The organism is Margalitia sp. FSL K6-0131 (assembly GCF_038008735.1).
GTDB classification, from domain to species: domain Bacteria; phylum Bacillota; class Bacilli; order Bacillales; family Bacillaceae_C; genus Margalitia; species Margalitia shackletonii.
On record NZ_JBBOZS010000001.1, the window covers coordinates 74,269 to 100,353 of the forward strand.

17 protein-coding genes, 2 tRNA genes, 2 rRNA genes and 1 pseudogene are annotated in these 26,085 nt (G+C 40.5%); 20 read left to right on the forward strand and 2 right to left on the reverse strand.

Annotation, left to right across the window (positions count from 1 at the left end; genetic code table 11):
* Positions 1-83 precede the first annotated feature (83 nt).
* On the forward strand, positions 84-1,340 hold the full coding sequence (gene ltrA / locus NSQ59_RS00370; RefSeq protein WP_340828527.1) for a group II intron reverse transcriptase/maturase: 1,257 nt from the start codon (positions 84-86) through the stop codon (positions 1,338-1,340).
* 151 nt (positions 1,341-1,491) lie between these two features.
* Here the strand turns inward: ltrA (NSQ59_RS00370) and NSQ59_RS00375 are convergent.
* Both NSQ59_RS00375 and NSQ59_RS00380 read right to left on the reverse strand, forming a co-directional pair.
* Positions 1,492-1,563 (reverse strand) — tRNA-Glu (locus NSQ59_RS00375).
* 9 nt (positions 1,564-1,572) lie between these two features.
* Positions 1,573-1,649: transfer RNA gene (locus NSQ59_RS00380), tRNA-Met, on the reverse strand.
* A 383-nt stretch (positions 1,650-2,032) separates the two neighbouring features.
* Here NSQ59_RS00380 and spoIIE point away from each other — a divergent pair.
* From spoIIE to NSQ59_RS00480, 19 genes and pseudogenes are all read left to right on the forward strand, one after another.
* Positions 2,033-4,507, forward strand: coding sequence for a stage II sporulation protein E (gene spoIIE / locus NSQ59_RS00385; RefSeq protein ID WP_340828538.1), 2,475 nt, complete (start codon positions 2,033-2,035; stop codon positions 4,505-4,507).
* Positions 4,508-4,765: 258 nt separating this feature from the next.
* Positions 4,766-5,503 (forward strand): vWA domain-containing protein, encoded by a 738-nt coding sequence (locus NSQ59_RS00390; RefSeq protein WP_055741693.1) that lies wholly within the window; start codon positions 4,766-4,768, stop codon positions 5,501-5,503.
* The gene (locus tag NSQ59_RS00395; protein ID WP_126648479.1) at positions 5,472-6,455 is read left to right on the forward strand and encodes a serine/threonine protein kinase; all 984 of its coding nucleotides are present in this window, start codon (positions 5,472-5,474) and stop codon (positions 6,453-6,455) included. Before NSQ59_RS00390 ends, NSQ59_RS00395 begins: the two co-directional genes overlap by 32 nt.
* Positions 6,456-6,830: 375 nt before the next feature.
* Positions 6,831-8,252, forward strand: a complete 1,422-nt coding sequence (tilS, locus tag NSQ59_RS00400) for a tRNA lysidine(34) synthetase TilS (RefSeq protein ID WP_055741695.1) — start codon at positions 6,831-6,833, stop codon at positions 8,250-8,252.
* Complete coding sequence (hpt, locus tag NSQ59_RS00405) at positions 8,252-8,797, forward strand: hypoxanthine phosphoribosyltransferase (protein WP_055741696.1); 546 nt, start codon at positions 8,252-8,254, stop codon at positions 8,795-8,797. Before tilS ends, hpt begins: the two co-directional genes overlap by 1 nt.
* A gap of 132 nt (positions 8,798-8,929) precedes the next feature.
* Positions 8,930-10,924 (forward strand): ATP-dependent zinc metalloprotease FtsH, encoded by a 1,995-nt coding sequence (ftsH, locus tag NSQ59_RS00410; RefSeq protein WP_340828542.1) that lies wholly within the window; start codon positions 8,930-8,932, stop codon positions 10,922-10,924.
* 259 nt (positions 10,925-11,183) lie between these two features.
* Entirely contained in the window at positions 11,184-11,954 is a 771-nt protein-coding gene (locus NSQ59_RS00415) for a type III pantothenate kinase (RefSeq protein ID WP_340828544.1), read from the forward strand.
* Between the two features lie 16 nt (positions 11,955-11,970).
* On the forward strand, positions 11,971-12,849 hold the full coding sequence (gene hslO, locus NSQ59_RS00420; protein WP_055741699.1) for an Hsp33 family molecular chaperone HslO: 879 nt from the start codon (positions 11,971-11,973) through the stop codon (positions 12,847-12,849).
* Between the two features lie 12 nt (positions 12,850-12,861).
* Positions 12,862-13,755 (forward strand): peptidyl-prolyl cis-trans isomerase, encoded by an 894-nt coding sequence (locus tag NSQ59_RS00425; RefSeq protein WP_340828546.1) that lies wholly within the window; start codon positions 12,862-12,864, stop codon positions 13,753-13,755.
* 314 nt (positions 13,756-14,069) lie between these two features.
* Positions 14,070-14,996 carry a cysteine synthase A gene (cysK, locus tag NSQ59_RS00430; protein ID WP_055741701.1) on the forward strand — a complete coding sequence of 309 codons (927 nt, stop codon included), beginning with the start codon at positions 14,070-14,072 and terminating at the stop codon, positions 14,994-14,996.
* 121 nt (positions 14,997-15,117) lie between these two features.
* Complete coding sequence (folP, locus tag NSQ59_RS00435) at positions 15,118-15,951, forward strand: dihydropteroate synthase (RefSeq protein WP_340828548.1); 834 nt, start codon at positions 15,118-15,120, stop codon at positions 15,949-15,951.
* A complete protein-coding gene (gene folB / locus NSQ59_RS00440) occupies positions 15,944-16,309 on the forward strand; it encodes a dihydroneopterin aldolase (RefSeq protein ID WP_126648475.1) in 366 nt (121 codons plus the stop codon). Before folP ends, folB begins: the two co-directional genes overlap by 8 nt.
* Positions 16,306-16,833: a 2-amino-4-hydroxy-6-hydroxymethyldihydropteridine diphosphokinase gene (gene folK / locus NSQ59_RS00445; protein ID WP_055741704.1), complete on the forward strand. Its 528-nt coding sequence runs from the start codon at positions 16,306-16,308 to the stop codon at positions 16,831-16,833. The genes folB and folK overlap by 4 nt, the downstream gene beginning before the upstream one ends.
* Positions 16,785-17,000, forward strand: a complete 216-nt coding sequence (locus NSQ59_RS00450) for a helix-turn-helix domain-containing protein (RefSeq protein WP_055741705.1) — start codon at positions 16,785-16,787, stop codon at positions 16,998-17,000. The genes folK and NSQ59_RS00450 overlap by 49 nt, the downstream gene beginning before the upstream one ends.
* Positions 17,001-17,045: 45 nt before the next feature.
* Positions 17,046-17,295 (forward strand): annotated as a pseudogene (locus NSQ59_RS00455) (tRNA-dihydrouridine synthase); the annotation flags it as partial.
* Positions 17,296-17,631: 336 nt separating this feature from the next.
* Entirely contained in the window at positions 17,632-19,119 is a 1,488-nt protein-coding gene (gene lysS / locus NSQ59_RS00465) for a lysine--tRNA ligase (protein ID WP_055741707.1), read from the forward strand.
* 602 nt (positions 19,120-19,721) lie between these two features.
* Positions 19,722-20,981: a group II intron reverse transcriptase/maturase gene (gene ltrA, locus NSQ59_RS00470; protein ID WP_055737770.1), complete on the forward strand. Its 1,260-nt coding sequence runs from the start codon at positions 19,722-19,724 to the stop codon at positions 20,979-20,981.
* 367 nt (positions 20,982-21,348) lie between these two features.
* Positions 21,349-22,899 (forward strand): 16S ribosomal RNA (locus tag NSQ59_RS00475).
* Between the two features lie 188 nt (positions 22,900-23,087).
* Positions 23,088-26,022 (forward strand): 23S ribosomal RNA (locus NSQ59_RS00480).
* The 16S and 23S rRNA genes sit together here, the layout of an rRNA operon.
* Positions 26,023-26,085 lie beyond the last annotated feature (63 nt).

Sequence of the window (26,085 nt, forward strand, 5' to 3'; positions counted from 1 at the left end):
GTGAATTCCACAGGGGACTTTAAGAGGGTGGAATAAACAATGGCACAAATAGCACGTATATTCACGTGAAAGGATGTATCGAAATGATGGAACGAATACTGTCACGGGACAATCTACTTTCGGCATTGAAACGTGTCGAAAAGAATAAGGGTAGCCATGGAGTAGATGAAATGCCTGTAAAATCCCTACGAGCGCATATTCTACAAAATTGGCAAGAAATCCGAAATTCAATAAAGGACGGAACCTATGAGCCTATGCCAGTCAGACGAGTCGAAATCCCGAAACCAAATGGCGGCGTTCGTTTATTAGGTATTCCTACCGTGACAGACCGTTTTGTCCAACAAGCGATTGCCCAAATATTAACCCCAATCTATGACCCAACCTTTTCCGAACATAGCTATGGGTTTAGACCCAGAAGAAGGGCACATGATGCCGTTAGGGAAGCAAGGCAATATATAGAAGAGGGCTACAGATGGGTAATAGATATGGACTTAGAAAAGTTCTTCGACAAGGTAAATCACGATATGCTTATGGGACTCCTAGCAAAAAGAGTCAAGGATAAGACGATTCTAAAGTTAATTAGAAAATACTTAGAGTCGGGGATTATGATAAACGGTGTGGAAACTATCAGCGAAGAAGGTGTTCCTCAGGGTGGACCATTAAGTCCACTACTTTCCAATATCATGTTAGATGAATTAGATAAGGAACTAGAGGAAAGAGGACACAAATTTGTCCGCTACGCAGATGATTGTAATATTTACGTAAAAACCAAGAAGGCAGGTTTACGCGTCAAGAGTTCTATCACTACTTTCATTGAAAAGAAGCTTAAACTAAAAGTAAATGAAGAGAAAAGTGCGGTGGACAGACCGTGGAAACGAAAGTTTCTTGGATTCAGCTTCACATCAAACCGTAATCCAAAAATCCGTATCGCAAAAGAAAGTATAAAGAGAGCTAAAAGTAGAATAAAAGAACTAACATCAAGGTCAAAACCCATTCCATTGGAATTGCGTATTGAGAAACTAAATGAATACCTTGTTGGTTGGTGCGGATATTTTGCGCTGGCAGACACGCCAACTCCCTTTAAACAACTGGATGAACATATTCGAAGAAGACTCCGAATGTGCCTTTGGAAACAATGGAAACTACCCAAAACAAAAATTAAAAGGCTCATATCCCTTGGCGTTCCAAGAGAGAAGGCCCATGAATGGGGAAATTCTCGTAAGAAATATTGGCGCATTTCGAATAGTCCTATCTTACACACAACACTAAATCTAAAGTTTTGGAGAAATCAAAAGCTTAAAAGTCTGTTAGATAGATACAACCATTTGCGTCATACTTAAGTGAACCGCCGTATACCGAACGGTACGTACGGTGGTGTGAGAGGTCGGGGGTTAGTCACCCCCTCCTACTCGATTTTAACAAAAAAAGGTTAGTATTTATGCAGCCAAAAAAAAGCGCCTTGCTTAGCAAGGCGCCTTTTGTGTTTTGTAATGACCCGTACGGGATTCGAACCCGTGTTACCGCCGTGAAAGGGCGGTGTCTTAACCGCTTGACCAACGGGCCATATTAAATTGGTAGCGGCGGAGGGGATCGAACCCACGACCTCACGGGTATGAACCGTACGCTCTAGCCAGCTGAGCTACGCCGCCATATTTAAAAGATATTTCAAAAGCACAAGTTCTATATTACCTACGGATTGGTTCTTTGTCAATATACTTTTACTATTTTTTTAATCAATTTGTGTGGAAAACATTTTTTGTGAGTTTCCCAGGCTAATGGCATAAGATGGACCGTCTTTACAAAATAGTGTCGAATGTGCCTTCAATCTCAGTATGCATACGGTATTCTCTTAATAAAGATAAAAATCTCCTGTTTATTATCTCGTTATTTGACGAGAAACATGGAAGACCATCCATCTTTTCGCTGAAAGAAGTCGAACTTTTCTTTCTATTCATCTCTCAATTTTGACAAACTTCTAGACTTGTCCAATATATAATGATTTGCAACTACTACGCTAGAGGGGTGTATAAAAATGGAAAAGGCGGAACATAGCTTTATGGATCAAGGAAGTAACTTAGAGGAAACAAAGCTTGAAGTTTCCAGAAGATTAACCAGTCTTCAAGTAAAGCTAGACCAATTCTTTCTCCAAAAAGGTGTAGCTCTCATTATTATCGGTTTTTTACTTGGACGAGCCTTAATATTATCACATTTATCACCATTTTCACTGCCGTTCTTTGTTTCCGTGTATATGATGAGGAGAAAAAAAGCGCCGTTAGTTTTATTGGGACTGCTTGCAGGTGCTTTTACCTTATCAATCGCCAGTACTGTCTATACTTTTTCGTGTGCGGTCATTTTTTTAGTAGCTTTCCGGCTGTTTGCCAGATTTCATAAGGATGAAATAAAGGCTCTGCCATACTATGTATTTTTTACTTCTTTTGCTGCAAGATGTGCCTTTCTTTATATTCAACATCATGAAACCATTACCTTATATGATGGTATGATGGCTGGGGTGGAGGCATGTCTCACTTTTATCCTCACACTTATATTTATGCAGAGCATTCCACTCTTATCACTTAAAAAAAGAAAAAAAAGTTTCAAAACAGAAGAGGTTGTCAGTCTAATAATTATGCTGGCTTCTGTGCTTACAGGAACCATTGGGTGGTCCATCTATAATTTATCCATAGAGCATATTTTATCGAGGTATCTGGTTCTTCTTTTTGCATTTGTTGGAGGTGCAACGGTTGGATCAACAGTAGGAGTCGTCACAGGTCTCATTTTTAGCTTAGCAAATGTATCTAGTTTCTATCAAATGAGTTTATTGGCTTTTTCGGGATTGTTAGGAGGGCTTTTAAAAGAAGGGAGGAAAGTCGGCACTTCCATTGGTTTATTAATTGCCACCTTATTAATAGGAATGTATGGAGATGCCCAAACTCCTTTACTTCAAAATATTTATGAATCCTGTATTGCCATAATGCTGCTTATTTTAACGCCGCAGCAGTTGACAATGAAAATGGCAAAGCATATTCCGGGAACATCAGAATTTGCTCAGGAACAGCAACAATACATGAGAAAAATCAGAGACATCACCGTTCACCGAGTTGAACAATTTTCCTCCGTCTTTCAAGCACTTTCAAATAGTTTCTCCCAATATGATCAGTGGCGGGAAGGAGATCAAGAAGATCAGGAGCTTGATTATTATTTAAGCAATGTGACGGAAAAAACTTGTCAGTCCTGCTTCAAAAAAGAACAGTGCTGGGCAAATAATTTTGATAAAACATATGAACTAATGAAAAAGGTGATGAATGAATGCGATAAAGGGGAAGGAGTAATACCTCAGCGTACTCATCGTGAGTTAGAAAAACATTGTGTAAAAGCAAAGAAAGTCGAGGATGCCATTTATCAGGAGCTGACATTTTTCTATGCAAACCAAAAGCTAAGGAAACAGGTTAAAGAAAGCCGAAAATTAGTTGCAGAACAATTATTGGGTGTTTCCGAAGTAATGGGTGATTTTGCGAATGAAATAAAAAGGGAAAGGGAGAATCATCAAAAGCAAGAGGAAATGATTTTAGATGCGTTACAGGATTTTGGATTAGAAATTGAACAGGTAGAAATATATAGTCTGGAGGAAGGCAATATCGATATTGATATGACTATTCCAACGAATAATAGCCACGGGGAATGTGAAAAAATTATTGCGCCCTTGTTATCTGATATTTTAGGAGAAACCATCGTTGTTAAAAAAGCGGAATATGTAGCTTACCCTAATGGATTTACTTATGTAACCTTTAGGTCGGACAAGGCATATGTTGTAAAAACAGGTGTCGCCCACGCAGCAAAAGGAGGGGGGTTCATCTCGGGGGATAGTTATTCCATGATTGAACTTGGGGCAAGAAAATATGCTATTGCCATCAGTGACGGGATGGGGAATGGAGAAAGAGCACATCATGAGAGTAACGAAACGCTTAAATTGCTCCAGAAAATTTTACAGTCCGGAATAGAAGAGAAAGTGGCTATTAAATCTGTAAATTCCATTCTCTCCTTAAGAACAACAGATGAAATTTTTTCCACACTAGACTTGGCAATGATTGATTTGCAGGACGCGAGTGCAAAGTTTTTAAAGATAGGCTCTACTCCAAGCTTTATTAAGAGGGCTAATAAAGTATTGAAAGTAGAATCTAGTAATTTACCGATGGGAATGATTCAGGAATTTGATGTAGATGTCGTTTCCGATCAGTTGAAGGCCGGAGATCTGCTTGTGATGATGAGCGATGGTATTTTTGAAGGGCCAAAGCATGTAGAAAATTATGACTTATGGATGAAACGAAAAATACGGGAATTGCAAACGGAAGATCCCCAGGAAATAGCCGATTTAATTATGGAGGAGGTCATTCGGACAAGATCAGGAGTAATAGACGATGATATGACGATTGTTGTAGCCAAAATTGAACACAATACCCCAAAATGGGCGGCTATTCCGGTGAGTAAACGAAAAGCATTAATATCTTAGAAACAGTTTATTAAAACTAGGGATCTGCTAATAATGATATTTTTATACGCCATATATGTACATGTTTCTCCAGGTTTTGTATCGAATAGAGTATGTTCCAGTGCATATATTGTCCATCATCAATAATCACGATACATCCAAAACTTAAAAAATAGTAAACATAAAAAGTATAAAACCCCTTTAAATCGTCGAAGATGGTTATTAACAAAAGCTTCTTTTTATTTTATTCAAAAGAATGACGATTTGGAGGGGAAATTTTTGAAAACAGGAACATTAAAGCAAATTCTGCTTATTACTGATGGTTGTTCAAATCAAGGAGGCGATCCAATAGCAATGGCTGCCTTGGCAAAAGAACAAGGTATCACCATTAATGTTATTGGTGTAATGGAAAATGATGTAATTGATGAGAAGGGAATGCAAGAAATTGAGGGAATATCCATGTCGGGTGGTGGTGTCAGTCAGATTGTATATGCCCAAAGCTTGTCGCAAACTGTCCAGATGGTAACGCGAAAGGCAATGACTCAAACATTACAAGGTGTAGTAAATCGTGAGTTAAAGCATATCTTGGGTCGCAATACATCAATGGAAGAACTCCCGCCTGAGCAAAGGGGAGAGGTAATGGAAGTAGTGGATGAGCTTGGTGAAACAGTAGACTTGGACGTGTTGATTCTTGTCGATACAAGTGCAAGTATGAAGCATAAGCTTCCAACCGTAAAGGAGGCCTTATTGGACCTATCATTAAGCTTAAATGCCAGAATGGGAAATAACCAATTCTCCGTTTTTGTATTTCCCGGGAAAAGGAAAGATGTCGAAAAATTGCTGGATTGGACACCAAGATTGGAATCACTTACTACTGTTTTTTCAAAATTAAGCGTAGGCGGTATTACGCCAACTGGTCCAGCTATTAAAGAAGCGATTGCTTATTTTAATAAAAAACGTTCTTTAAGGGGATTGTTATCTCGTGATGATGAACAATACTTTGAAGAGTCAATATAAATTTCAATCAGGTACTGTCATATATGGTAAATGGAATAAAAACCATTATACCCTTATTAAGGAGCTGGGATATGGTGCCAACGGAATGGTTTACCTGGCAGAAGGGAAACAAGGTTATGTAGCACTAAAAATGAGTGATAATTCGATATCTATTACCTCTGAGGTAAATGTCCTAAAATCATTTTCAAAGGTCCAAGGGAATACCCTCGGGCCTTCTTTGCTAGAAATTGATGATTGGGAAACACATAACAAAAGGATTCCCTTCTATGTGATGGAATATATACATGGACCGGATTTATTAGCCTTTGTGCAAAAGAAAGGCCATGGATGGTCGGATGTATTAATTTTGCAACTTTTAAATGATTTGGATCGTCTGCATCATGAAGGATGGGTTTTTGGAGATCTAAAACCGGAAAATTTAATTGTGACAGGTCCTCCGACACGAATACGTTGTATTGATGTTGGTGGAACAACTATGATAGGACGAGCCATCAAGGAGTATACAGAGTTCTTTGATAGGGGTTATTGGGGAGCTGGTTCTAGAAAAGCAGATCCTAGCTATGATTTATTTGCGACAGCAATGGTAATGATCAATTTATCCTATCCCAAAAGATTTACCAAACAAAGGGAGGGGCTTGAGCAGCTGAAAAAAGCTATTCAGGCTAAGCCGGAATTAGCAGAGCGTCGTGATATTTTATGGAAGGCCATCACTGGTAAATATAGTGCTGCATTAGAAATGAGGAAGGATTTATTAAAATTACTGTCTAGCGATTCTGGTAATACTCAAAATAGCTCCACCATGAAAGTAAATTCAACCAAACCAAAAAAGGGAACCGCTTCAAGAGTAAGAAGGAGAAGGCATAATAAAATTGTTGGCTTTTTAGAAACAATGATGATTATATTAGTAATATCATTTCTATATATTCTATATGTATATGGACATTTACTGTAGGAAGGGGGCCATATTTTGTATGACTCCCTTTTTTTAAATAAGAACGTATAAGTTTATTAACATATTAATCGGCCCGAAGATTTCTCCCTCCTTCCTGGGAGTAAGGACTTCAGGTAAAATTACTTTTAAAAGTTATACTCGTTGAAATTTGAAGTACCAGTTTTCACTAGCTCGTGAATTATCTCGAAATATTTTTTCGCTGTTCACGCCTGTGACGACGAAGGTGAAATTAGTACTTCAACGCTATAACTGCGGCGCTTATCTTTTCTTAACATTATAAATTTCAAATTTTTAATGCATTATTTTCGATTGAAAAATTTTTATTTGGTACTATAACCTTAAGGTATTTTATTATTTAAAGGAAAGAATAACGATATGCTGTCATTTGAAGTAAAAGTAACTGAATTTATCAAAAAGCATCGATTATTGGAAAAGGGAGATTCCGTATTGGTCGGAGTATCCGGGGGACCGGACTCATTGGCTTTAGTTCATTATTTATTCCATAAGAAGGACTATTTCTCTATCTCTCTGACTGTAGCGCATGTTGATCATATGCTGCGCGGGCAGGAGTCCTACGAGGATTTATTGTTTGTGGAGGAATTTTGCCATCAGCTCGGTGTTCATATCACAGCTGCAAGAATCAATATAGAAGAAAAAGTACATATTGAAGGAAATGGTTTTGAAGAAACAGCAAGAAAATATCGCTATCAATTTTATGACGAAACCATGAAGAAATTTGGTCTGAATAAGCTCGTCCTGGGACATCATGGAGATGACCAAATAGAGACAATTTTGATGAGGTTGACACGCGGTAGTTCTGGAAAAGGACGAGCGGGCATTCCACTTCGAAGAAAGGTAGAGGGTGGCGAGTTAATCAGGCCTCTCCTTTGTATAACCAAAAAGGAGATAGAAGAATACTGCAATTATTATCAATTAAAGCCCCGTAAAGACCCTAGTAATCAATCTGCCGAATATACTAGGAATCGCTTCCGAATGGAAATACTTCCGTTTTTAAAAAAAGAAAATAGTCATGTACATGAACACTTTCAGCGGTTCAGTGAGGAATTGTTGGAGGATGAATCATTTTTGCAGGCATTAACAGAGAAAGAAATGAATAAAGTATGGAATAAAACAGATGATGAGATTACCATTAACATTAAGACCTTTTCTATAATGCCTTTGCCTTTACAAAGAAGAGGGATTCAACTAATATTAAACTATCTCTATAAAGAAAATCCTGGTACTTTTTTATCCGTTCATATTGATGCTGTTCTGGAGTTAATAGCGAATCTTCACCATCCATCTGGAAAGCTAGATTTACCACTGGGTTTAACGGTTATCCGTTCTTATGAAAGATGCCGCTTCGCTTTTGCTCGCGCGAAACAATCTTTTGCATATGAATTTATACTAGAGGATGGAGCCAAGGTAAATCTTCCAAATGGATATCTGATTCAAATAAAAAAAGGGAAGCATCTACCCATGAACGAAGGGAATAATATTATCTGTATACATGCAAATGATATTAAATTTCCTATCACTGTTCGCACAAAACGTAATGGTGACAGAATGAAAGTAAAAGGATTAAATGGAACGAAAAAAGTGAAGGATATATTTATTGATAAAAAAGTTCCGATAGACGAAAGGGAATTATGGCCGATTGTAACAGACCATGATGGAATTATTTTATGGATTCCCGGGTTAAAGAAATCATGTTATGACAAGCCGCCCGTACCTAATGAAGCTTATTATATTTTACAATACTGCAAACAATCATCTTCTAGGGGGCAACAAAGTTAATGAAACAAGATATTGAAAAAGTGTTAATTTCAGAAGAAGAAATACAAAAAAAGACGAAAGACTTAGCAGAACAACTTACAAAAGATTATGACGGACGCTTTCCGCTAGCCATTGGAGTTTTAAAAGGTGCGACATTGTTTATGGCTGACTTGGTGAAGCGGATAGACACTTATTTGGAAATGGATTTCATGGATGTTTCGAGCTATGGCAAATCCACTGTTTCCTCCGGGGAAGTCAAAATTTTAAAGGATCTTGATACCTCCGTTGAGGGAAGAGACATTCTTATTATCGAAGACATCATCGACAGCGGGCTCACTTTAAGCTATTTAGTGGAGTTGTTCCGTTATAGAAAAGCAAAATCCATCAAAATTGTGACATTGCTTGATAAGCCAACCGGTCGAAAGGCTAATATAGAGGCTGATTATGTAGGCTTTATTGTTCCTGACGCCTTTGTTGTCGGTTATGGATTAGATTACGCTGAAAGGTATCGAAATCTTCCTTATATCGGAGTTTTGAAACCGGAAGTGTATACGAAAAGTGAATAAGTCTACACTAACAATGTGACGTTTAGAAAATGCTTTCAAAAAAGCTTTTATTGCAAGTGCAAATTGTTGAAATGTCAAGATTCTCTATGATACTATTTATTATAGTTTTCTGAACGTGGGAGGAGGTAAGGAATGAGCAGAATATTTAGAAATACAATCTTTTATGTATTATTATTCCTCGTTCTTATTGGTATCGTAAGTTACTTTAACAATAACAATGAGCCTACGAAGAATATATCATATGATCAATTTGTTTCTTCCTTAGATAAGGGGGAAGTAAAAAACTTCTCTATGCAGCCTGAAAGAGGCGTGTATGAAGTTAGAGGAGAATTGAATAACAAAGAACAATTCCTTACATATGTAATGAATAGTCAGGCAGCGCTTGATCGTATTGATAAAGCTGCTGCAAAAACAAAAGTTAATGTAATGATGGCAAAAGAAACAAGCGGTTGGGTATCCTTTTTCACCTCCATCATACCGTTTGTCATTATCTTTATTCTCTTCTTCTTCTTGCTAAACCAAGCTCAAGGCGGCGGCGGTCGTGTAATGAACTTTGGGAAAAGCAAAGCAAAGCTTTACAATGATGATAAGAAAAAAGTTCGTTTCCGTGATGTAGCTGGTGCAGATGAGGAAAAGCAAGAACTTGTAGAAGTAGTAGAATTCTTAAAAGACCCTAGAAAATTTGCGGAGCTTGGTGCAAGGATTCCTAAAGGGGTACTTCTTGTTGGACCTCCAGGTACTGGTAAAACTTTATTAGCTCGTGCAGTTGCTGGTGAAGCAGGAGTGCCGTTCTTCTCTATAAGTGGTTCTGATTTTGTTGAAATGTTTGTCGGTGTCGGTGCTTCCCGTGTTCGTGATTTATTTGAAAATGCGAAGAAAAATGCTCCGTGTATCATATTTATCGATGAAATTGATGCAGTTGGTCGTCAGCGTGGTGCCGGTTTAGGTGGTGGACATGATGAACGTGAACAAACATTAAACCAATTGCTTGTTGAAATGGACGGGTTTGGCGCTAATGAAGGAATCATTATCATAGCAGCAACAAACCGCCCTGATATTTTAGACCCGGCATTATTACGTCCAGGTCGATTTGACAGACAAATTACTGTTGACCGTCCTGACGTGAACGGGCGTGAAGCAGTGTTAAGAGTTCATGCTCGTAACAAGCCATTAGATCCTACAGTTGATTTAAAAGCAATTGCTTCAAGAACGCCTGGATTTTCAGGTGCAGACCTTGAAAACTTGCTAAATGAAGCTGCGCTGGTTGCAGCAAGACAGGATAAGAAAAAAATCGATATGGAAGATGTCGATGAAGCAACAGATCGTGTTATTGCGGGGCCCGCGAAGAAAAGTCGTGTTATTTCCCAAAAGGAACGAAATATTGTTGCCTATCATGAAGGCGGTCATACTGTTATCGGTTTAGTTTTAGATGAGGCAGAAATGGTTCATAAAGTAACGATTGTACCACGTGGTCAAGCGGGTGGATATGCTGTTATGTTACCGAAGGAAGACCGTTATTTTATGACAAAACCTGAGTTGCTGGATAAGATTACCGGTCTATTAGGAGGCCGTGTTGCTGAGGAAATTACATTTGGTGAAGTATCTACAGGTGCTTCAAACGACTTCCAACGTGCAACTAATATTGCACGGAAAATGGTAACGGAATTTGGTATGAGTGATAAGCTTGGTCCATTACAGTTTGGTCAAGCTCAAGGCGGTCAAGTCTTTTTAGGAAGAGATCTGAATAATGAACAAAATTATTCAGATGAAATTGCTTATGAAATTGACCGGGAGATTCAAAGCATTATCAAAGAATGCTATGAGCGTGCTAAAAAGATCCTTACCGAAAATCGTGACAAACTTGAAATTATTGCTCAGACATTGTTAAAAGTGGAAACATTAGATGCGGAACAAATTCGTTCGTTATACGAGAATGGCACTTTGCCAGATCGCAGTTCTGCAGCATATATAGAAAGTAAAAAATCCGAGGCGGATTCTGATTTAAAGGTTAATATCCAAAAGAAATCAGAAGAGTTTGCTGAGAAAAAGGATGAAACTTCTAGACCAGAAAAGTTTGGTCCAACCAATACAAAGACCGAAGATAATCCTGAAGAACCAAAAGAATAAGGTTAGACGAAAGGGGCATCGTATTCCTAATTCCGATGTCCCTTTTATTTTTGTGAAATTATATGATATCGAGTTTATTTCAGTAAGTGTTGATGGAGGATATCACTTGAATAATCCATACACATTTCCAATGCTCTGAAAGGCTATATATCAACTATAAACACGAACATATCTTTTTTTAGATAAAACCGTTCCTATTTTATGATGGAAATATGGTATGATGTTGGCATGCAATTAGACTAATTAGAGTGGTGATAGTATGTTATTTGTTTTAGACGTAGGGAATACAAATATTGTTTTAGGCATATATGATGATGAAAAACTAAAGCATCATTGGAGAGTGGAAACAGACCGTTTTAAATCTGAAGATGAATATGCAATGATTATAAATGCCTTATTTCAGCATGTGGGAATACATTTCAAGGATATAAACGGTGTTATCATTTCTTCCGTTGTTCCTCCTATAAACTATGCTCTAGAACGTATGTGCAATAAATACTTCAATGTTAAACCTTTAATTGTTGGTCCTGGTGTCAAAACAGGATTGGACATTAAATATGATAACCCAAAAGAAGTGGGTGCCGACAGAATTGTCAATGCAGTTGCGGGGATACATGAATATGGAAGCCCGCTTATTATAGTGGATTTTGGAACAGCTACAACTTATTGCTATATTAATGAAGAAGGCCAATATTTAGGAGGAGCTATAGCACCAGGAATCGGTATATCCGCAGAAGCTTTATATTCCAGGGCTTCTAAATTGCCGCGTATTGAAATTACCCGCCCTGATGGAATAGTAGGGAAAAATACTATAGCTGCAATGCAGGCAGGCATTGTATATGGATATGTAGGTCAAGTTGAAGGTATTGTTACTAGGATGAAAGCAAAGAGTAAAAAGGAACCGATTGTTATTGCGACAGGAGGACACTCCAGCTTAATAGCAAGCGAATCAAAATTAATTGATATTGTAGATCCTTTTTTGACTTTAAAAGGTTTAAGTCTTATTTATAAAAGGAATACAAGTGAGTAATGAGGAGGCTTTTCGATTGGGAGATTATTTGATTAAGGCTTTAGCTTATAATGGACAAGTTCGCGCATATGCAGCGAAAAGTACAGAGACGGTAGGCGAGGCGCAGAGACGTCATTATACTTGGCCAACTGCTTCTGCCGCATTAGGACGTGCCATGACTGCTGGGGTAATGATGGGCGCCATGTTAAAGGGTGAGGAAAAATTAACGGTTAAGATTGAAGGGCATGGTCCTGTTGGTGTGATCATTGTAGATAGTAACGCTAAAGGGGATGTGCGTGGCTATGTAACGAATCCGCAAACTCATTTTGATCTAAACGAACATGGAAAATTAGACGTCCGTCGTGCAGTTGGAACTGATGGTACACTAACAGTCGTAAAAGATTTAGGGTTACGTGAGCATTTTTCCGGTCAAGTACCGATTGTATCGGGGGAATTAGGGGAGGACTTCACCTATTATTTCGTTGCCTCTGAACAAGTCCCATCTTCTGTGGGGGTTGGAGTATTAGTAAATCCAGATAACAGTATATTAGCTGCAGGAGGGTTTATTATTCAGCTGCTTCCGGGTACAAATGAAGAAGTAATAGAGGATATAGAAAAAAGAATTCAGGCTAGTCCTCCTATTTCAAAGCTTATTCAACAAGGATTAAGTCCGGAAGAAATATTAATCAGTTTATTAGGCGAAGGAAATGTAAAAGTATTAGAGCAAATGCCAATTCAATTCAAATGTAATTGTTCGAAGGAAAGATTTGCTGCTGCCATTATCAGCTTAGGAAAAACAGAGATTGAAGATATGATTCATGATGATGGACAAGCGGAGACGCAATGCCATTTTTGTAATTCAAAATATCTTTTTTCGAAAGAAGAGCTTGAGGAGTTAGCAGAAGAAGCAAAATAGGGAGAGAGAACCTTGGGGAAGAAGCAATTATTGTACATTATTGGTGGATTAGTCTTACTTAATATTTGTACCATCTTCTTTTTTACTTTTAAGGATTACGGGAATCAAAGTGCGTTTGCAAATAATAACTTAAACGAAACCGTTGCAAGTGTAGATGGCGAGAAGATTGCAAGACAAGACTGGCTGTTAGCAATGGAACAACAAAGTGGAAAAGACACACTAAGAAATTTGATTGATCAAAAACTAATAGAAAAAATGGCAAAAAAATACGGTATATCGGTAAGCAATAAGGAATTAAATCAGGAAATGGCCATTGCCAAATCCATTCAGGATTCAGATGGTGTACTGCAAAATGATGACTTGTTAAAAAATGAAGTTAAAGCAAATTTATTATTTGATAAATTGATCACGAAAGATGTCAAAGTAACGGAAGAACAATTAAAAAAATATTATCGGGATAATCAGTACTTTTATCACATTCCTACTTCTTATAAGATCTCACTAATAGAGGTGAAAACAAAAGGTGAAGCGGAACAAATTATTCGGGATTTAAAAAATGGTTCCAGCTTCGATGCATTAGCAATGGAGGCATCCATTGATCCGGCTTCAAGTCCTCAAGGAGGAAATATTGGTTATATTTCTGAGGATTCCAAGGAATATTCAAAAGAATTTTTACAAACTATTGAACATCTTAAAGTGGATCAATATAGTAATCCTATTCCGTATAAAGGACATTTTGTGGTTGTGCAAGTTACGGATCGAATTAATGGCAAAGTCTATTCATATAATGAAGTAAAAGATCAAATTAGAAGGCAAGTAGCTTTAAACTCTATAGAGAATTCCGTTACACCAGAATCATTTTGGAAGGAATATCATGTAAAATGGTTTTACGAAAATGAAAAGTGAAAGGCACAAGCTAAGTACTTGTGTCTTTTTATGCTAAAAAAGTATAAATATTTTATCAAATAAAAATGATAACTAATATGATTTTTTCTAGTTCCAGTGCCTATCAGCTAGCAATATTCTCCGTCTCCGCCCTGCGGGTAAGGGCATCAGTTGAAAATGGAAGTGATATTTTCACTCATCCGTATGTCGATGAGCAAGGCGCTTTCGCTTTTCTTTAAAATATGTCGATTCTTTTTCATTGACTTTCCTATATCCAAATGTTAATTTTTAGTTATTAAACCAATAAAAATACTCGGAATTTGGGGTGATTAGTCATGGCTCGAAATGTAAAATCTGTAACGGAATTAATTGGAGAAACACCAGTTGTAAAAGCAACTCGTTTAACTGGAGAAAATGATGCGGAACTTTATCTTAAACTGGAGTATATGAACCCTGGAAGCAGTGTAAAAGATCGAATTGCATTAGCGATGATTGAAGCAGCTGAAAATGCCGGGAAAATTAAACCTGGTGATACAATTGTGGAACCAACCAGCGGAAACACAGGTATTGGATTAGCGATGGTGGCTGCAGCAAAAGGATATAATGCCGTTCTTGTTATGCCGGATACAATGAGTTTAGAACGCAGAAATCTGCTTCGCGCGTACGGTGCGCAGCTTGTTTTAACACCTGGGTCTGAAGGAATGAGAGGCGCTGTCAATAAAGCGGAAGAGCTAGTAAAAGAGAACGGTTATTTTATGCCGCAGCAATTCCAAAATGAGGCTAATCCGGAGATCCATCGTTTGACAACAGGTAAGGAAATTGTTGAACAAATGGGAGATCAACTAGATGCATTTGTAGCTGGTATTGGTACGGGTGGAACGATAAGCGGTGCTGGTAAAGTCCTAAAAGAAACATACCCAAATATTAAAATTATTGCGGTTGAGCCCGCAGACTCTCCAATTCTGGCAGGGGGCAAACCGGGTCCGCATAAACTTCAAGGACTTGGAGCAAATTTTATTCCGGATACATTGAATCAAGAAATATATGATGAGATTATTCACGTTCATACAGAAGAAGCTTTTGAGGCATCCAGGAAAGTAGCAAAACTGGAAGGAATTCTTGGTGGAATTTCCGGAGGGGCTGCCATTCATGCAGCATTAAAGGTAGCAAAAACATTAGGAAAAGGGAAAAAAGTTTTAGCAATCATTCCGGATAATGGTGAACGATATTTAAGTACTGCACTATATCAATTTGAGGATTAAGATTTAGCAAATGAGGCAATCGGTTCATCCGATTGCCTTTTTAAGTTTACGAATATGGGTTGAGAAATGGCTTGAAAAAGGTTTAGACTATAAATAGGTAAGTGTGAAAGGAGTTAAATAAATGGACCATGTAATTCAATGCGGGCCATACCAATTAGATTATCAGCAGAAGACCTTGATTATGGGAATTCTAAATGTGACTCCAGACTCTTTTTCGGATGGAGGAAAATTCATTGATAAAGAAAAAGCTCTATTTCATGCAAAGGAAATGGTTAGCGACGGGGCAGATATTATCGATATAGGCGGGGAGTCCACCCGTCCTGGACATGAACCTGTTAGTGCAAAAGAAGAAATTGCGAGGATTTTCCCGATCATTTCAGCACTTTCCAAGGAAATATCCATACCTATTTCTATCGATACATATAAAGCTGAAACTGCACAAAAAGCATTAGAGGCGGGAGCGCATATTATCAATGATGTTTGGGGGGCGAAAAAGGATCCCGAAATTGCCGATGTAGCCGCCGAACATGATGTTCCAATCATACTAATGCATAATAGAGAAAACAGAGATTACACGAATTTTATTCGCGATGTATTAAATGATGTGTATGAAAGTATTTCTATTGCAAAAAAAGCGGGCGTCAGGGATGAAAATATTATTTTAGATCCAGGGATTGGTTTTGCCAAAGATGTAAAGGAAAATATTGAAATGATGAAAAACTTGGACAAGCTTGTTGGATTAGGCTATCCCGTTTTATTGGCTACATCAAGAAAAACAATGATTGGACAAATCTTAAATCTGCCTCCCCATGAAAGAATGGAAGGAACAGGTGCAACTATTTGTTATGGCATTGATAAAGGGTGTCAACTTATCAGAGTACATGATGTGAAAGAAATGAGCAGAATGGCAAAAGTAATGGATATTCTTGCTGGTAAGGGAGAGTATGATGGATAAAATATATTTAAATGAGTTAGAGTTTTACGGATATCACGGTGTTTTACCAGAGGAAAATCGACTGGGCCAAAGATTTCGTGTTTCATTAGTGCTTGAACTTGATTTAGCGAAAGCGGGTAAGAGCGATGATTTGAATGATACAGTCAGCTACGCGGAAATATATGAAATTTGCAAGGAAATAGTGGAAGGAAAACCATATCGTTTGTTGGAGGCTGTTGCAGATAAGATTGCTTACACTATATTAAATCATTTTCCGCTTATTGTTCAGACTACTGTAAAAGTAATTAAACCTGACCCGCCAATTCCAGGCCATTACCAATCCGTGGCAGTGGAAATAACAAGGAGTCTGACAAAATGACAAACATAGTTTATCTATCTCTAGGTTCTAATCTCGGTAATAGGGAAGGATTTTTGAAAGACGCAATAACGCAGTTAGTGAATTATCCTGAAATTGAATTTATTAATACATCTTCTATTTACGAAACCGAACCGGTTGGATATTCGGATCAAGGTAATTTTTTGAATATGGTCGTGAAGTTAAAGACATCATTTTCTGCAGAACAACTGCTTGAAATATGTCTCCATACGGAAAAGGAATTGGGGAGAATTAGGGATATTAGGTGGGGGCCAAGGACGGTAGACCTTGACATTTTATTGTTTAATAACGAAAATATAAAATCAGAGAAACTAATTATTCCGCACCCAAGGATGCATGAGAGAGCATTTGTGCTTGTACCATTAATGGAAATAGACCCAGACGTACAGCTGCCAACCTTGAAAGCCCCTTTAAATGAAGTTCTAAACGGAATACCTGATAAAGAAGGAGTTCGCTTATGGAAACAGATAAATGGGGAAGACGCATTCGCGCTTTTCGAAAATTAAAAGGATATACGCAAGAGGAGTTAGCAAAAAATCTAAAAGTTTCTGTGTCGATATTAGGAGAAATTGAAAGAGGAAGCCGTTTGCCTACTGATAGCTTTTTAAATGATGTAGCTGGTTTGCTTGAAATTAAAGTGGATGAGCTTACCCCTCCTGAGGATAAAGAATAATAATATATAGGGGGAGAACCGGCATTTGAAATTGATAAAAATGCAATGAAAAACCAAGTAGTTTTAGGCTCCGATGGCCCGTATTTGTAATACAGCTTTCCGCTTAACGGTAAAGAATTTGGTGCTGGTTTAGTATGTGCTGAAATGAAATCAGTGACAAGGGTATTGTTTTTATAAACGAGAAGACAATGAACCTTTTATATATAGATGAACGTAAAAACCATTCAGTTTGCAAATCTTCGGTGAGGAAAAGGAAACATTAGTGGAAGCAGACGTTTTTTTACATGGTAGAACTCGTGATCAAATGTATGAAGGATTAAAGGGCATGAACGGAAATGCAAAAGTAAGAACCGGCATTTATCAATGTAATACACGTGCTGAATTAGTAGAAATTTTAACAAATTATGTGGAAGAAATGGAAGCTAACGAGGAAGTAAAAGTGGGTTAACTGATTGCCAAACTGCCAGTAAGTCTGGCAGTTTTTTCACTAATTATTAAAATCTATACTTAATGGATGTCTGAATTCTTAAGATTGTGTACAATAATAAAGTATATTCATTATAGACATACGAGCATTTATAAAATGGCTTTTAAATGAAGAGAGTCTAACTAATAGATTGGAGTGGCAAAAGTGAGTAATGAAGAATTAAATGATCAAGTGCTAGTAAGACGTGAAAAAATGCAGTCTATCCGTGAGAGTGGAATTGATCCGTTTGGAAAACGTTTTGATAGAACGCATAATACTAAACAGATTAAAGATCTTTACGAAGGAATGACGAAAGAAGAGTTAGAAGAAAAAGACGTTCAAGTAACCATCGCTGGTCGTATCATGACAAAACGTGGAAAAGGAAAAGCTGGATTTGCTCATATTCAAGACTTGCAAGGGCAAATTCAGGTATATGTTCGTAAAGATACTATTGGTGATGAAAGTTACGATTTATTTGATACATTAGACTTAGGGGATATTATTGGTGTTACAGGAACCGTTTTTAAAACAAAGGTTGGAGAGCTGTCTATTAAAGTAACGGATTTTGTTTTATTAACAAAATCACTACGTCCATTACCTGATAAATTTCACGGGCTAAAGGATGTTGAACAACGTTATCGTCAACGCTATCTTGATTTAATTATGAGTGATGAGAGTAAAAAGACGTTTATTACTCGCAGCTTGATTATCCAATCTATGCGCAGATATTTGGATAATCACGGATATTTAGAAGTTGAAACACCAATGATGCATGCAATAGCAGGCGGTGCGGCTGCCCGTCCTTTTATTACTCATCATAATGCATTAGATATTCCGCTCTATATGCGTATTGCAATCGAGTTGCATTTAAAAAGACTAATTGTCGGTGGATTAGAAAAAGTATATGAAATTGGTCGTGTATTCCGTAATGAAGGTGTTTCTACTAGACATAATCCTGAATTTACAATGATTGAATTATATGAAGCTTATGCAGATTATCGGGATATTATGAGTTTGACAGAAAATTTAGTTGCTCATATTGCGAAAGAAGTACTAGGAACTACCAGTATTCAATATGGCGAATATGAGGTTAATCTTGAACCTGAATGGCGCAGATTGCATATGGTAGATGCAGTGAAGGAAGTTACTGGTGTTGACTTCTGGAAAGAGATGTCTGTTGAGGAAGCTCGCTCATTAGCAAAAGAACACGGAATTGAAATCACGGATCATATGGAATTTGGCCATATAGTGAATGAATTCTTTGAGCAAAAAGTGGAAGAAACACTTATTCAACCTACTTTTATTTATGGGCATCCAGTAGAAATTTCTCCACTTGCGAAGAAGAATGATGATGATCCACGTTTTACGGATCGCTTTGAGTTATTTATTGTGGGTCGTGAGCACGCGAATGCCTTTACAGAATTAAATGACCCTATTGATCAACGTCAACGTTTTGAGAATCAATTAAAAGAACGTGAACAAGGTAATGATGAAGCACATATGATGGATGACGACTTTGTGGAAGCGTTAGAATATGGTATGCCTCCTACAGGTGGATTAGGTATAGGTGTAGATCGTTTAGTAATGCTATTAACAAATTCAGCTTCTATTAGAGATGTATTGTTATTCCCGTTAATGAAAAACAAGGAATAAATTATTTTTAAAAGCTCCCGAATAGGGGGCTTTAGTATATTGTGCGCCCGGCATGGGTGTAGTCTCTAGGGTGAAAGTCCCGAACTGTGAAGGCAGAAGTAGCAGTTAGCTTAACGCAAGGGTGTCCGTGGTGACGCGGAATCTGAAGGAAGCGAGCGGCAAACTTCCGGTCTGAGGAACACGAACTTCATACAAGGCTAGGTATCATTGGATGAGTTTGCAATACAAAACAAAGTCCTTTCTGCCGAAGGTGATACAAAGTAAATGAAGCAGATAGATGGAAGGAAAGATTGCACTCTTACCCGGGGAGGTCTGGTTGATACGCCAAGTACACTTGGTAACCTATCTAGTAATGGATAGCTGAACAATCAGAAGTCAGCCGAAGTCGTAGTACTTGGTTTGCTCGAGAGAATCAAGGAAGGACTGAACCATTTTAGGAGAACAAACACTCGGCAAACGGTTCTTTATGTATGAAAGCAGAAAATTCTTACGGAACCTACCTGAAAGGAAGAAATGGTGAATTCCATGGGGGACTTCGGGAGGGCTTAGTAAAGAACCCACTTAATGAGAATGTATTGTTCACGTAGAAAGGATAAATCTCAATGTTAATGGAACGAATGTTGTCACGGGAAAATCTTTTATTGGCATTAAAGCGAGTAGAAAAGAACAAAGGAAGTCATGGAGTAGACAATATGTCCGTAAAAGACCTACGAAGACATATTCTCGAAACGTGGGATACACTTAAAACATCCTTAATGGAGGGTACTTATCAACCTTCTCCTGTCCGTCGGGTTGAAATCCCAAAACCGAACGGTGGAGTAAGGTTATTAGGTATCCCAACCGTGACAGACCGTTTCATCCAACAGGCGATTACTCAGATTTTAACCCCTATCTTCGACCCGACTTTTTCAACACAGAGCTATGGTTTTCGACCAAACAAACGAGGTCATGACGGTGTTAGACAAGCGAAGAAATATATCGAAGAGGGATACCGATGGGTAGTCGACATGGACTTGGAGAAATTCTTTGATAAAGTCAATCATGATAGATTAATGCGGACTCTATCCAAAAGGATTCAAGACAGAACGCTCCTATCACTAATTCGGAAGTATCTACAGTCTGGCATTATGATTAATGGAGTCATAACGAAATCCGAGGAGGGTACGCCCCAAGGTGGACCATTAAGTCCTTTACTCTCCAATATCGTTCTAGATGAACTAGACAAAGAGTTAGAAAAGAGAGGGCACAAGTTTGTCCGATACGCAGATGATTGTAATATCTACGTAAAATCGAGAAGAGCCGGAGAGCGAGTAATGGACTCGATTACTACTTTCATTGAATTTACTCTAAAACTAAAGGTGAATCGAGAAAAGTCAGCTGTAGACAGACCTTGGAAAAGAAAGTTTTTAGGTTTTAGCTTCACATTTCATAAGAAACCGAAGGTGCGGATGTCAAACCAAAGTATTCAACGTGTCAAGAAACGGATACGAGAATTAACTTCAAGGTCAAAACCAATTCCAATGGATTATAGAATAGAGAAGCTGAATCAATATTTGATTGGCTGGTGCGGATATTATGCATTAGCAGATACACCCACTATTTTCAAAGAATTAGACGAATGGATTAGAAGGCGTCTCAGAATGTGCCAATGGAAAGAATGGAAGAAACCAAAAACCAAAGTAAGAAAACTCATTGGATTAGGGATTCCAAAAGAGAAGGCATACGAATGGGGAAACTCTAGAAAGAAATATTGGAGAATAGCCAGAAGCCCAATCCTACAGAAAACCCTCACAAACTCCTATTGGGAGATGCGAGGGCTGAAGAGTCTTTATGTGAGATATTCTCAACTACGTCAGACATAAATGGAACCGCCGTATACGGAACCGTACGTACGGTGGTGTGAGAGGTCGGGGGTTAGTCACCTCCTCCTACTCGATTAAAGTAATAATATATCGTCTATCATTTTTCGAGGATGGATTTTGTTATATTAATATATTAATTAAGGGAATAAAATTTTAAAAAGCTATTGCATATTAGTGAAAATGGTGGTATATTTATATTCGTTGTCCGGTAAGAAAGGGCAACGAGGAAAAAGAAAAACAAAAAAACATGTTGACATCAGCATTGAGATTTGATAATATAGAAAAGTCGCTGATGAACGACATTGATCTTTGAAAACTGAACAGAACGAAACGTCAATGTTTTAAATAATGAGCTATATCAAACACTTTTTTGGAGAGTTTGATCCTGGCTCAGGACGAACGCTGGCGGCGTGCCTAATACATGCAAGTCGAGCGGACTTTTAAAAGCTTGCTTTTAAAAGTTAGCGGCGGACGGGTGAGTAACACGTGGGTAACCTGCCTGTAAGACTGGGATAACTCCGGGAAACCGGGGCTAATACCGGATAACTTCTTTCCTCGCATGAGGAAAGATTGAAAGATGGCTTCGGCTATCACTTACAGATGGACCCGCGGCGCATTAGCTAGTTGGTGAGGTAACGGCTCACCAAGGCGACGATGCGTAGCCGACCTGAGAGGGTGATCGGCCACACTGGGACTGAGACACGGCCCAGACTCCTACGGGAGGCAGCAGTAGGGAATCTTCCGCAATGGACGAAAGTCTGACGGAGCAACGCCGCGTGAGTGATGAAGGTTTTCGGATCGTAAAACTCTGTTGTTAGGGAAGAACAAGTATCGTTCGAATAGGGCGGTACCTTGACGGTACCTAACCAGAAAGCCACGGCTAACTACGTGCCAGCAGCCGCGGTAATACGTAGGTGGCAAGCGTTGTCCGGAATTATTGGGCGTAAAGCGCGCGCAGGCGGTTTCTTAAGTCTGATGTGAAAGCCCACGGCTCAACCGTGGAGGGTCATTGGAAACTGGGAGACTTGAGTGCAGAAGAGGAGAGTGGAATTCCACGTGTAGCGGTGAAATGCGTAGAGATGTGGAGGAACACCAGTGGCGAAGGCGACTCTCTGGTCTGTAACTGACGCTGAGGCGCGAAAGCGTGGGGAGCGAACAGGATTAGATACCCTGGTAGTCCACGCCGTAAACGATGAGTGCTAAGTGTTAGAGGGTTTCCGCCCTTTAGTGCTGCAGCTAACGCATTAAGCACTCCGCCTGGGGAGTACGGCCGCAAGGCTGAAACTCAAAGGAATTGACGGGGGCCCGCACAAGCGGTGGAGCATGTGGTTTAATTCGAAGCAACGCGAAGAACCTTACCAGGTCTTGACATCCTCTGACAACCCTAGAGATAGGGCGTTCCCCTTCGGGGGACAGAGTGACAGGTGGTGCATGGTTGTCGTCAGCTCGTGTCGTGAGATGTTGGGTTAAGTCCCGCAACGAGCGCAACCCTTGACCTTAGTTGCCAGCATTCAGTTGGGCACTCTAAGGTGACTGCCGGTGACAAACCGGAGGAAGGTGGGGATGACGTCAAATCATCATGCCCCTTATGACCTGGGCTACACACGTGCTACAATGGATGGTACAAAGGGCTGCGAGACCGCGAGGTTAAGCCAATCCCATAAAACCATTCTCAGTTCGGATTGCAGGCTGCAACTCGCCTGCATGAAGCCGGAATCGCTAGTAATCGCGGATCAGCATGCCGCGGTGAATACGTTCCCGGGCCTTGTACACACCGCCCGTCACACCACGAGAGTTTGTAACACCCGAAGTCGGTGAGGTAACCTTTTGGAGCCAGCCGCCGAAGGTGGGACAGATGATTGGGGTGAAGTCGTAACAAGGTAGCCGTATCGGAAGGTGCGGCTGGATCACCTCCTTTCTAAGGATAATGGAAAACCACTTACGTGGTTATAAGAAGACGTTTATAAGTTCTGTTCAGTTTTGGATGATCAATTCATCCAGGATAATTTGTTCTTTGAAAACTAGATACTGATAGAAGAAACCAAGTAAAACCGAGAATCGCCACTTTATGGATTTCATCCATTTTAAAGTAGTAATAACCTTATAGGTTAAGTTAGTAAGGGCGCACGGTGGATGCCTTGGCACTAGGAGCCGATGAAGGACGGGACTAACACCGATATGCTTCGGGGAGCTGTAAGCAAGCTTTGATCCGGAGATTTCCGAATGGGGGAACCCACTGCTCGTAATGGAGCAGTATCTTTACCTGAATACATAGGGTAATGAAGGCAGACCCGGGGAACTGAAACATCTAAGTACCCGGAGGAAGAGAAAGCAAACGCGATTTCCTGAGTAGCGGCGAGCGAAACGGAAGAAGCCCAAACCAAGAGGCTTGCCTCTTGGGGTTGTAGGACACTCTATACGGAGTTACAAAGGAACGGAGTAGATGAAGAGGTCTGGAAAGGCCCGTCAAAGAAGGTAACAACCCTGTAGTTGAAACTTCGTTCCCTCCAGAGTGGATCCTGAGTACGGCGGGACACGTGAAATCCCGTCGGAAGCAGGGAGGACCATCTCCCAAGGCTAAATACTCCCTAGTGACCGATAGTGAACCAGTACCGTGAGGGAAAGGTGAAAAGCACCCCGGGAGGGGAGTGAAAGAGAACCTGAAACCGTGTGCCTACAAGTAGTTAGAGCCCGTTAATGGGTGATAGCGTGCCTTTTGTAGAATGAACCGGCGAGTTACGATTTCATGCAAGGTTAAGCTGATGAAGCGGAGCCGCAGCGAAAGCGAGTCTGAATAGGGCGAATAAGTATGAGGTCGTAGACCCGAAACCAGGTGATCTACCCATGTCCAGGGTGAAGGTAAGGTAACACTTACTGGAGGCCCGAACCCACGCACGTTGAAAAGTGCGGGGATGAGGTGTGGGTAGCGGAGAAATTCCAATCGAACTTGGAGATAGCTGGTTCTCTCCGAAATAGCTTTAGGGCTAGCCTCAAGATGAAGAGTATTGGAGGTAGAGCACTGTTTGGACTAGGGGCCCTCATCGGGTTACCGAATTCAGACAAACTCCGAATGCCAAATACTTATGCTTGGGAGTCAGACTGCGAGTGATAAGATCCGTAGTCAAAAGGGAAACAGCCCAGACCACCAGCTAAGGTCCCAAAGTATACGTTAAGTGGAAAAGGATGTGGAGTTGCTTAGACAACCAGGATGTTGGCTTAGAAGCAGCCACCATTTAAAGAGTGCGTAATAGCTCACTGGTCGAGTGACTCTGCGCCGAAAATGTACCGGGGCTAAACGTATCACCGAAGCTGTGGATGGACACCTGACAGGTGTCCGTGGTAGGAGAGCGTTCTAAGGGCGGTGAAGCTAAACCGGAAGGATTAGTGGAGCGCTTAGAAGTGAGAATGCCGGTATGAGTAGCGAAAGAAGGGTGAGAATCCCTTCCACCGAATGCCTAAGGTTTCCTGAGGAAGGCTCGTCCGCTCAGGGTTAGTCGGGACCTAAGCCGAGGCCGAAAGGCGTAGGCGATGGACAACAGGTTGATATTCCTGTACCACCTCTTCACCGTTTGAACGATGGGGGGACGCAGGAGGATAGGGTAAGCGCACTGCTGGTTATGTGCGTCTAAGCAGTTAGGCTGGTTACGAGGCAAATCCCGTAACCGTGAAGGCGGAGCTGTGATAGCGAGGGAAATATAGTACCGAAGTTCCTGATTCCACACTGCCAAGAAAATCCTCTAGTGAGGTGAAAGGTGCCCGTACCGCAAACCGACACAGGTAGGCGAGGAGAGAATCCTAAGGTGAGCGAGAGAACTCTCGTTAAGGAACTCGGCAAAATGACCCCGTAACTTCGGGAGAAGGGGTGCTCTGGTAGGGTGCAAGCCCGAGAGAGCCGCAGTGAATAGGCCCAGGCGACTGTTTAGCAAAAACACAGGTCTCTGCGAAGCCGCAAGGCGAAGTATAGGGGCTGACGCCTGCCCGGTGCTGGAAGGTTAAGAGGAGGGGTTAGCGTAAGCGAAGCTCTGAATTGAAGCCCCAGTAAACGGCGGCCGTAACTATAACGGTCCTAAGGTAGCGAAATTCCTTGTCAGGTAAGTTCTGACCCGCACGAAAGGCGTAACGATCTGGGCACTGTCTCAACGAGAGACTCGGTGAAATTATAGTACCTGTGAAGATGCAGGTTACCCGCGACAGGACGGAAAGACCCCGTGGAGCTTTACTGCAGCCTGATATTGAATTTTGGTACAGCTTGTACAGGATAGGTAGGAGCCTTTGAAGCCGGAGCGCCAGCTTCGGTGGAGGCGTCGGTGGGATACTACCCTGGCTGTATTGAAATTCTAACCCGCACCCCTGATCGGGGTGGGAGACAGTGTCAGGCAGGCAGTTTGACTGGGGCGGTCGCCTCCTAAAGAGTAACGGAGGCGCCCAAAGGTTCCCTCAGAATGGTTGGAAATCATTCGTAGAGTGTAAAGGCACAAGGGAGCTTGACTGCGAGACCTACAAGTCGAGCAGGGACGAAAGTCGGGCTTAGTGATCCGGTGGTTCCGCATGGAAGGGCCATCGCTCAACGGATAAAAGCTACCCCGGGGATAACAGGCTTATCTCCCCCAAGAGTCCACATCGACGGGGAGGTTTGGCACCTCGATGTCGGCTCATCGCATCCTGGGGCTGTAGTCGGTCCCAAGGGTTGGGCTGTTCGCCCATTAAAGCGGTACGCGAGCTGGGTTCAGAACGTCGTGAGACAGTTCGGTCCCTATCCGTCGTGGGCGTAGGAAATTTGAGAGGAGCTGTCCTTAGTACGAGAGGACCGGGATGGACGCACCGCTGGTGTACCAGTTGTCTTGCCAAAGGCATCGCTGGGTAGCTATGTGCGGAAGGGATAAGTGCTGAAAGCATCTAAGCATGAAGCCCCCCTCAAGATGAGATTTCCCATAGCGCAAGCTAGTAAGATCCCTGAAAGATGATCAGGTTGATAGGTTCGAGGTGGAAGTGTGGCGACACATGGAGCTGACGAATACTAATCGATCGAGGACTTAACCAAAATATAAAGCGGAAGCGCCTTGCTCATCGGCGTATGAATTTCGTAGTCTTCGACTGAGATAAA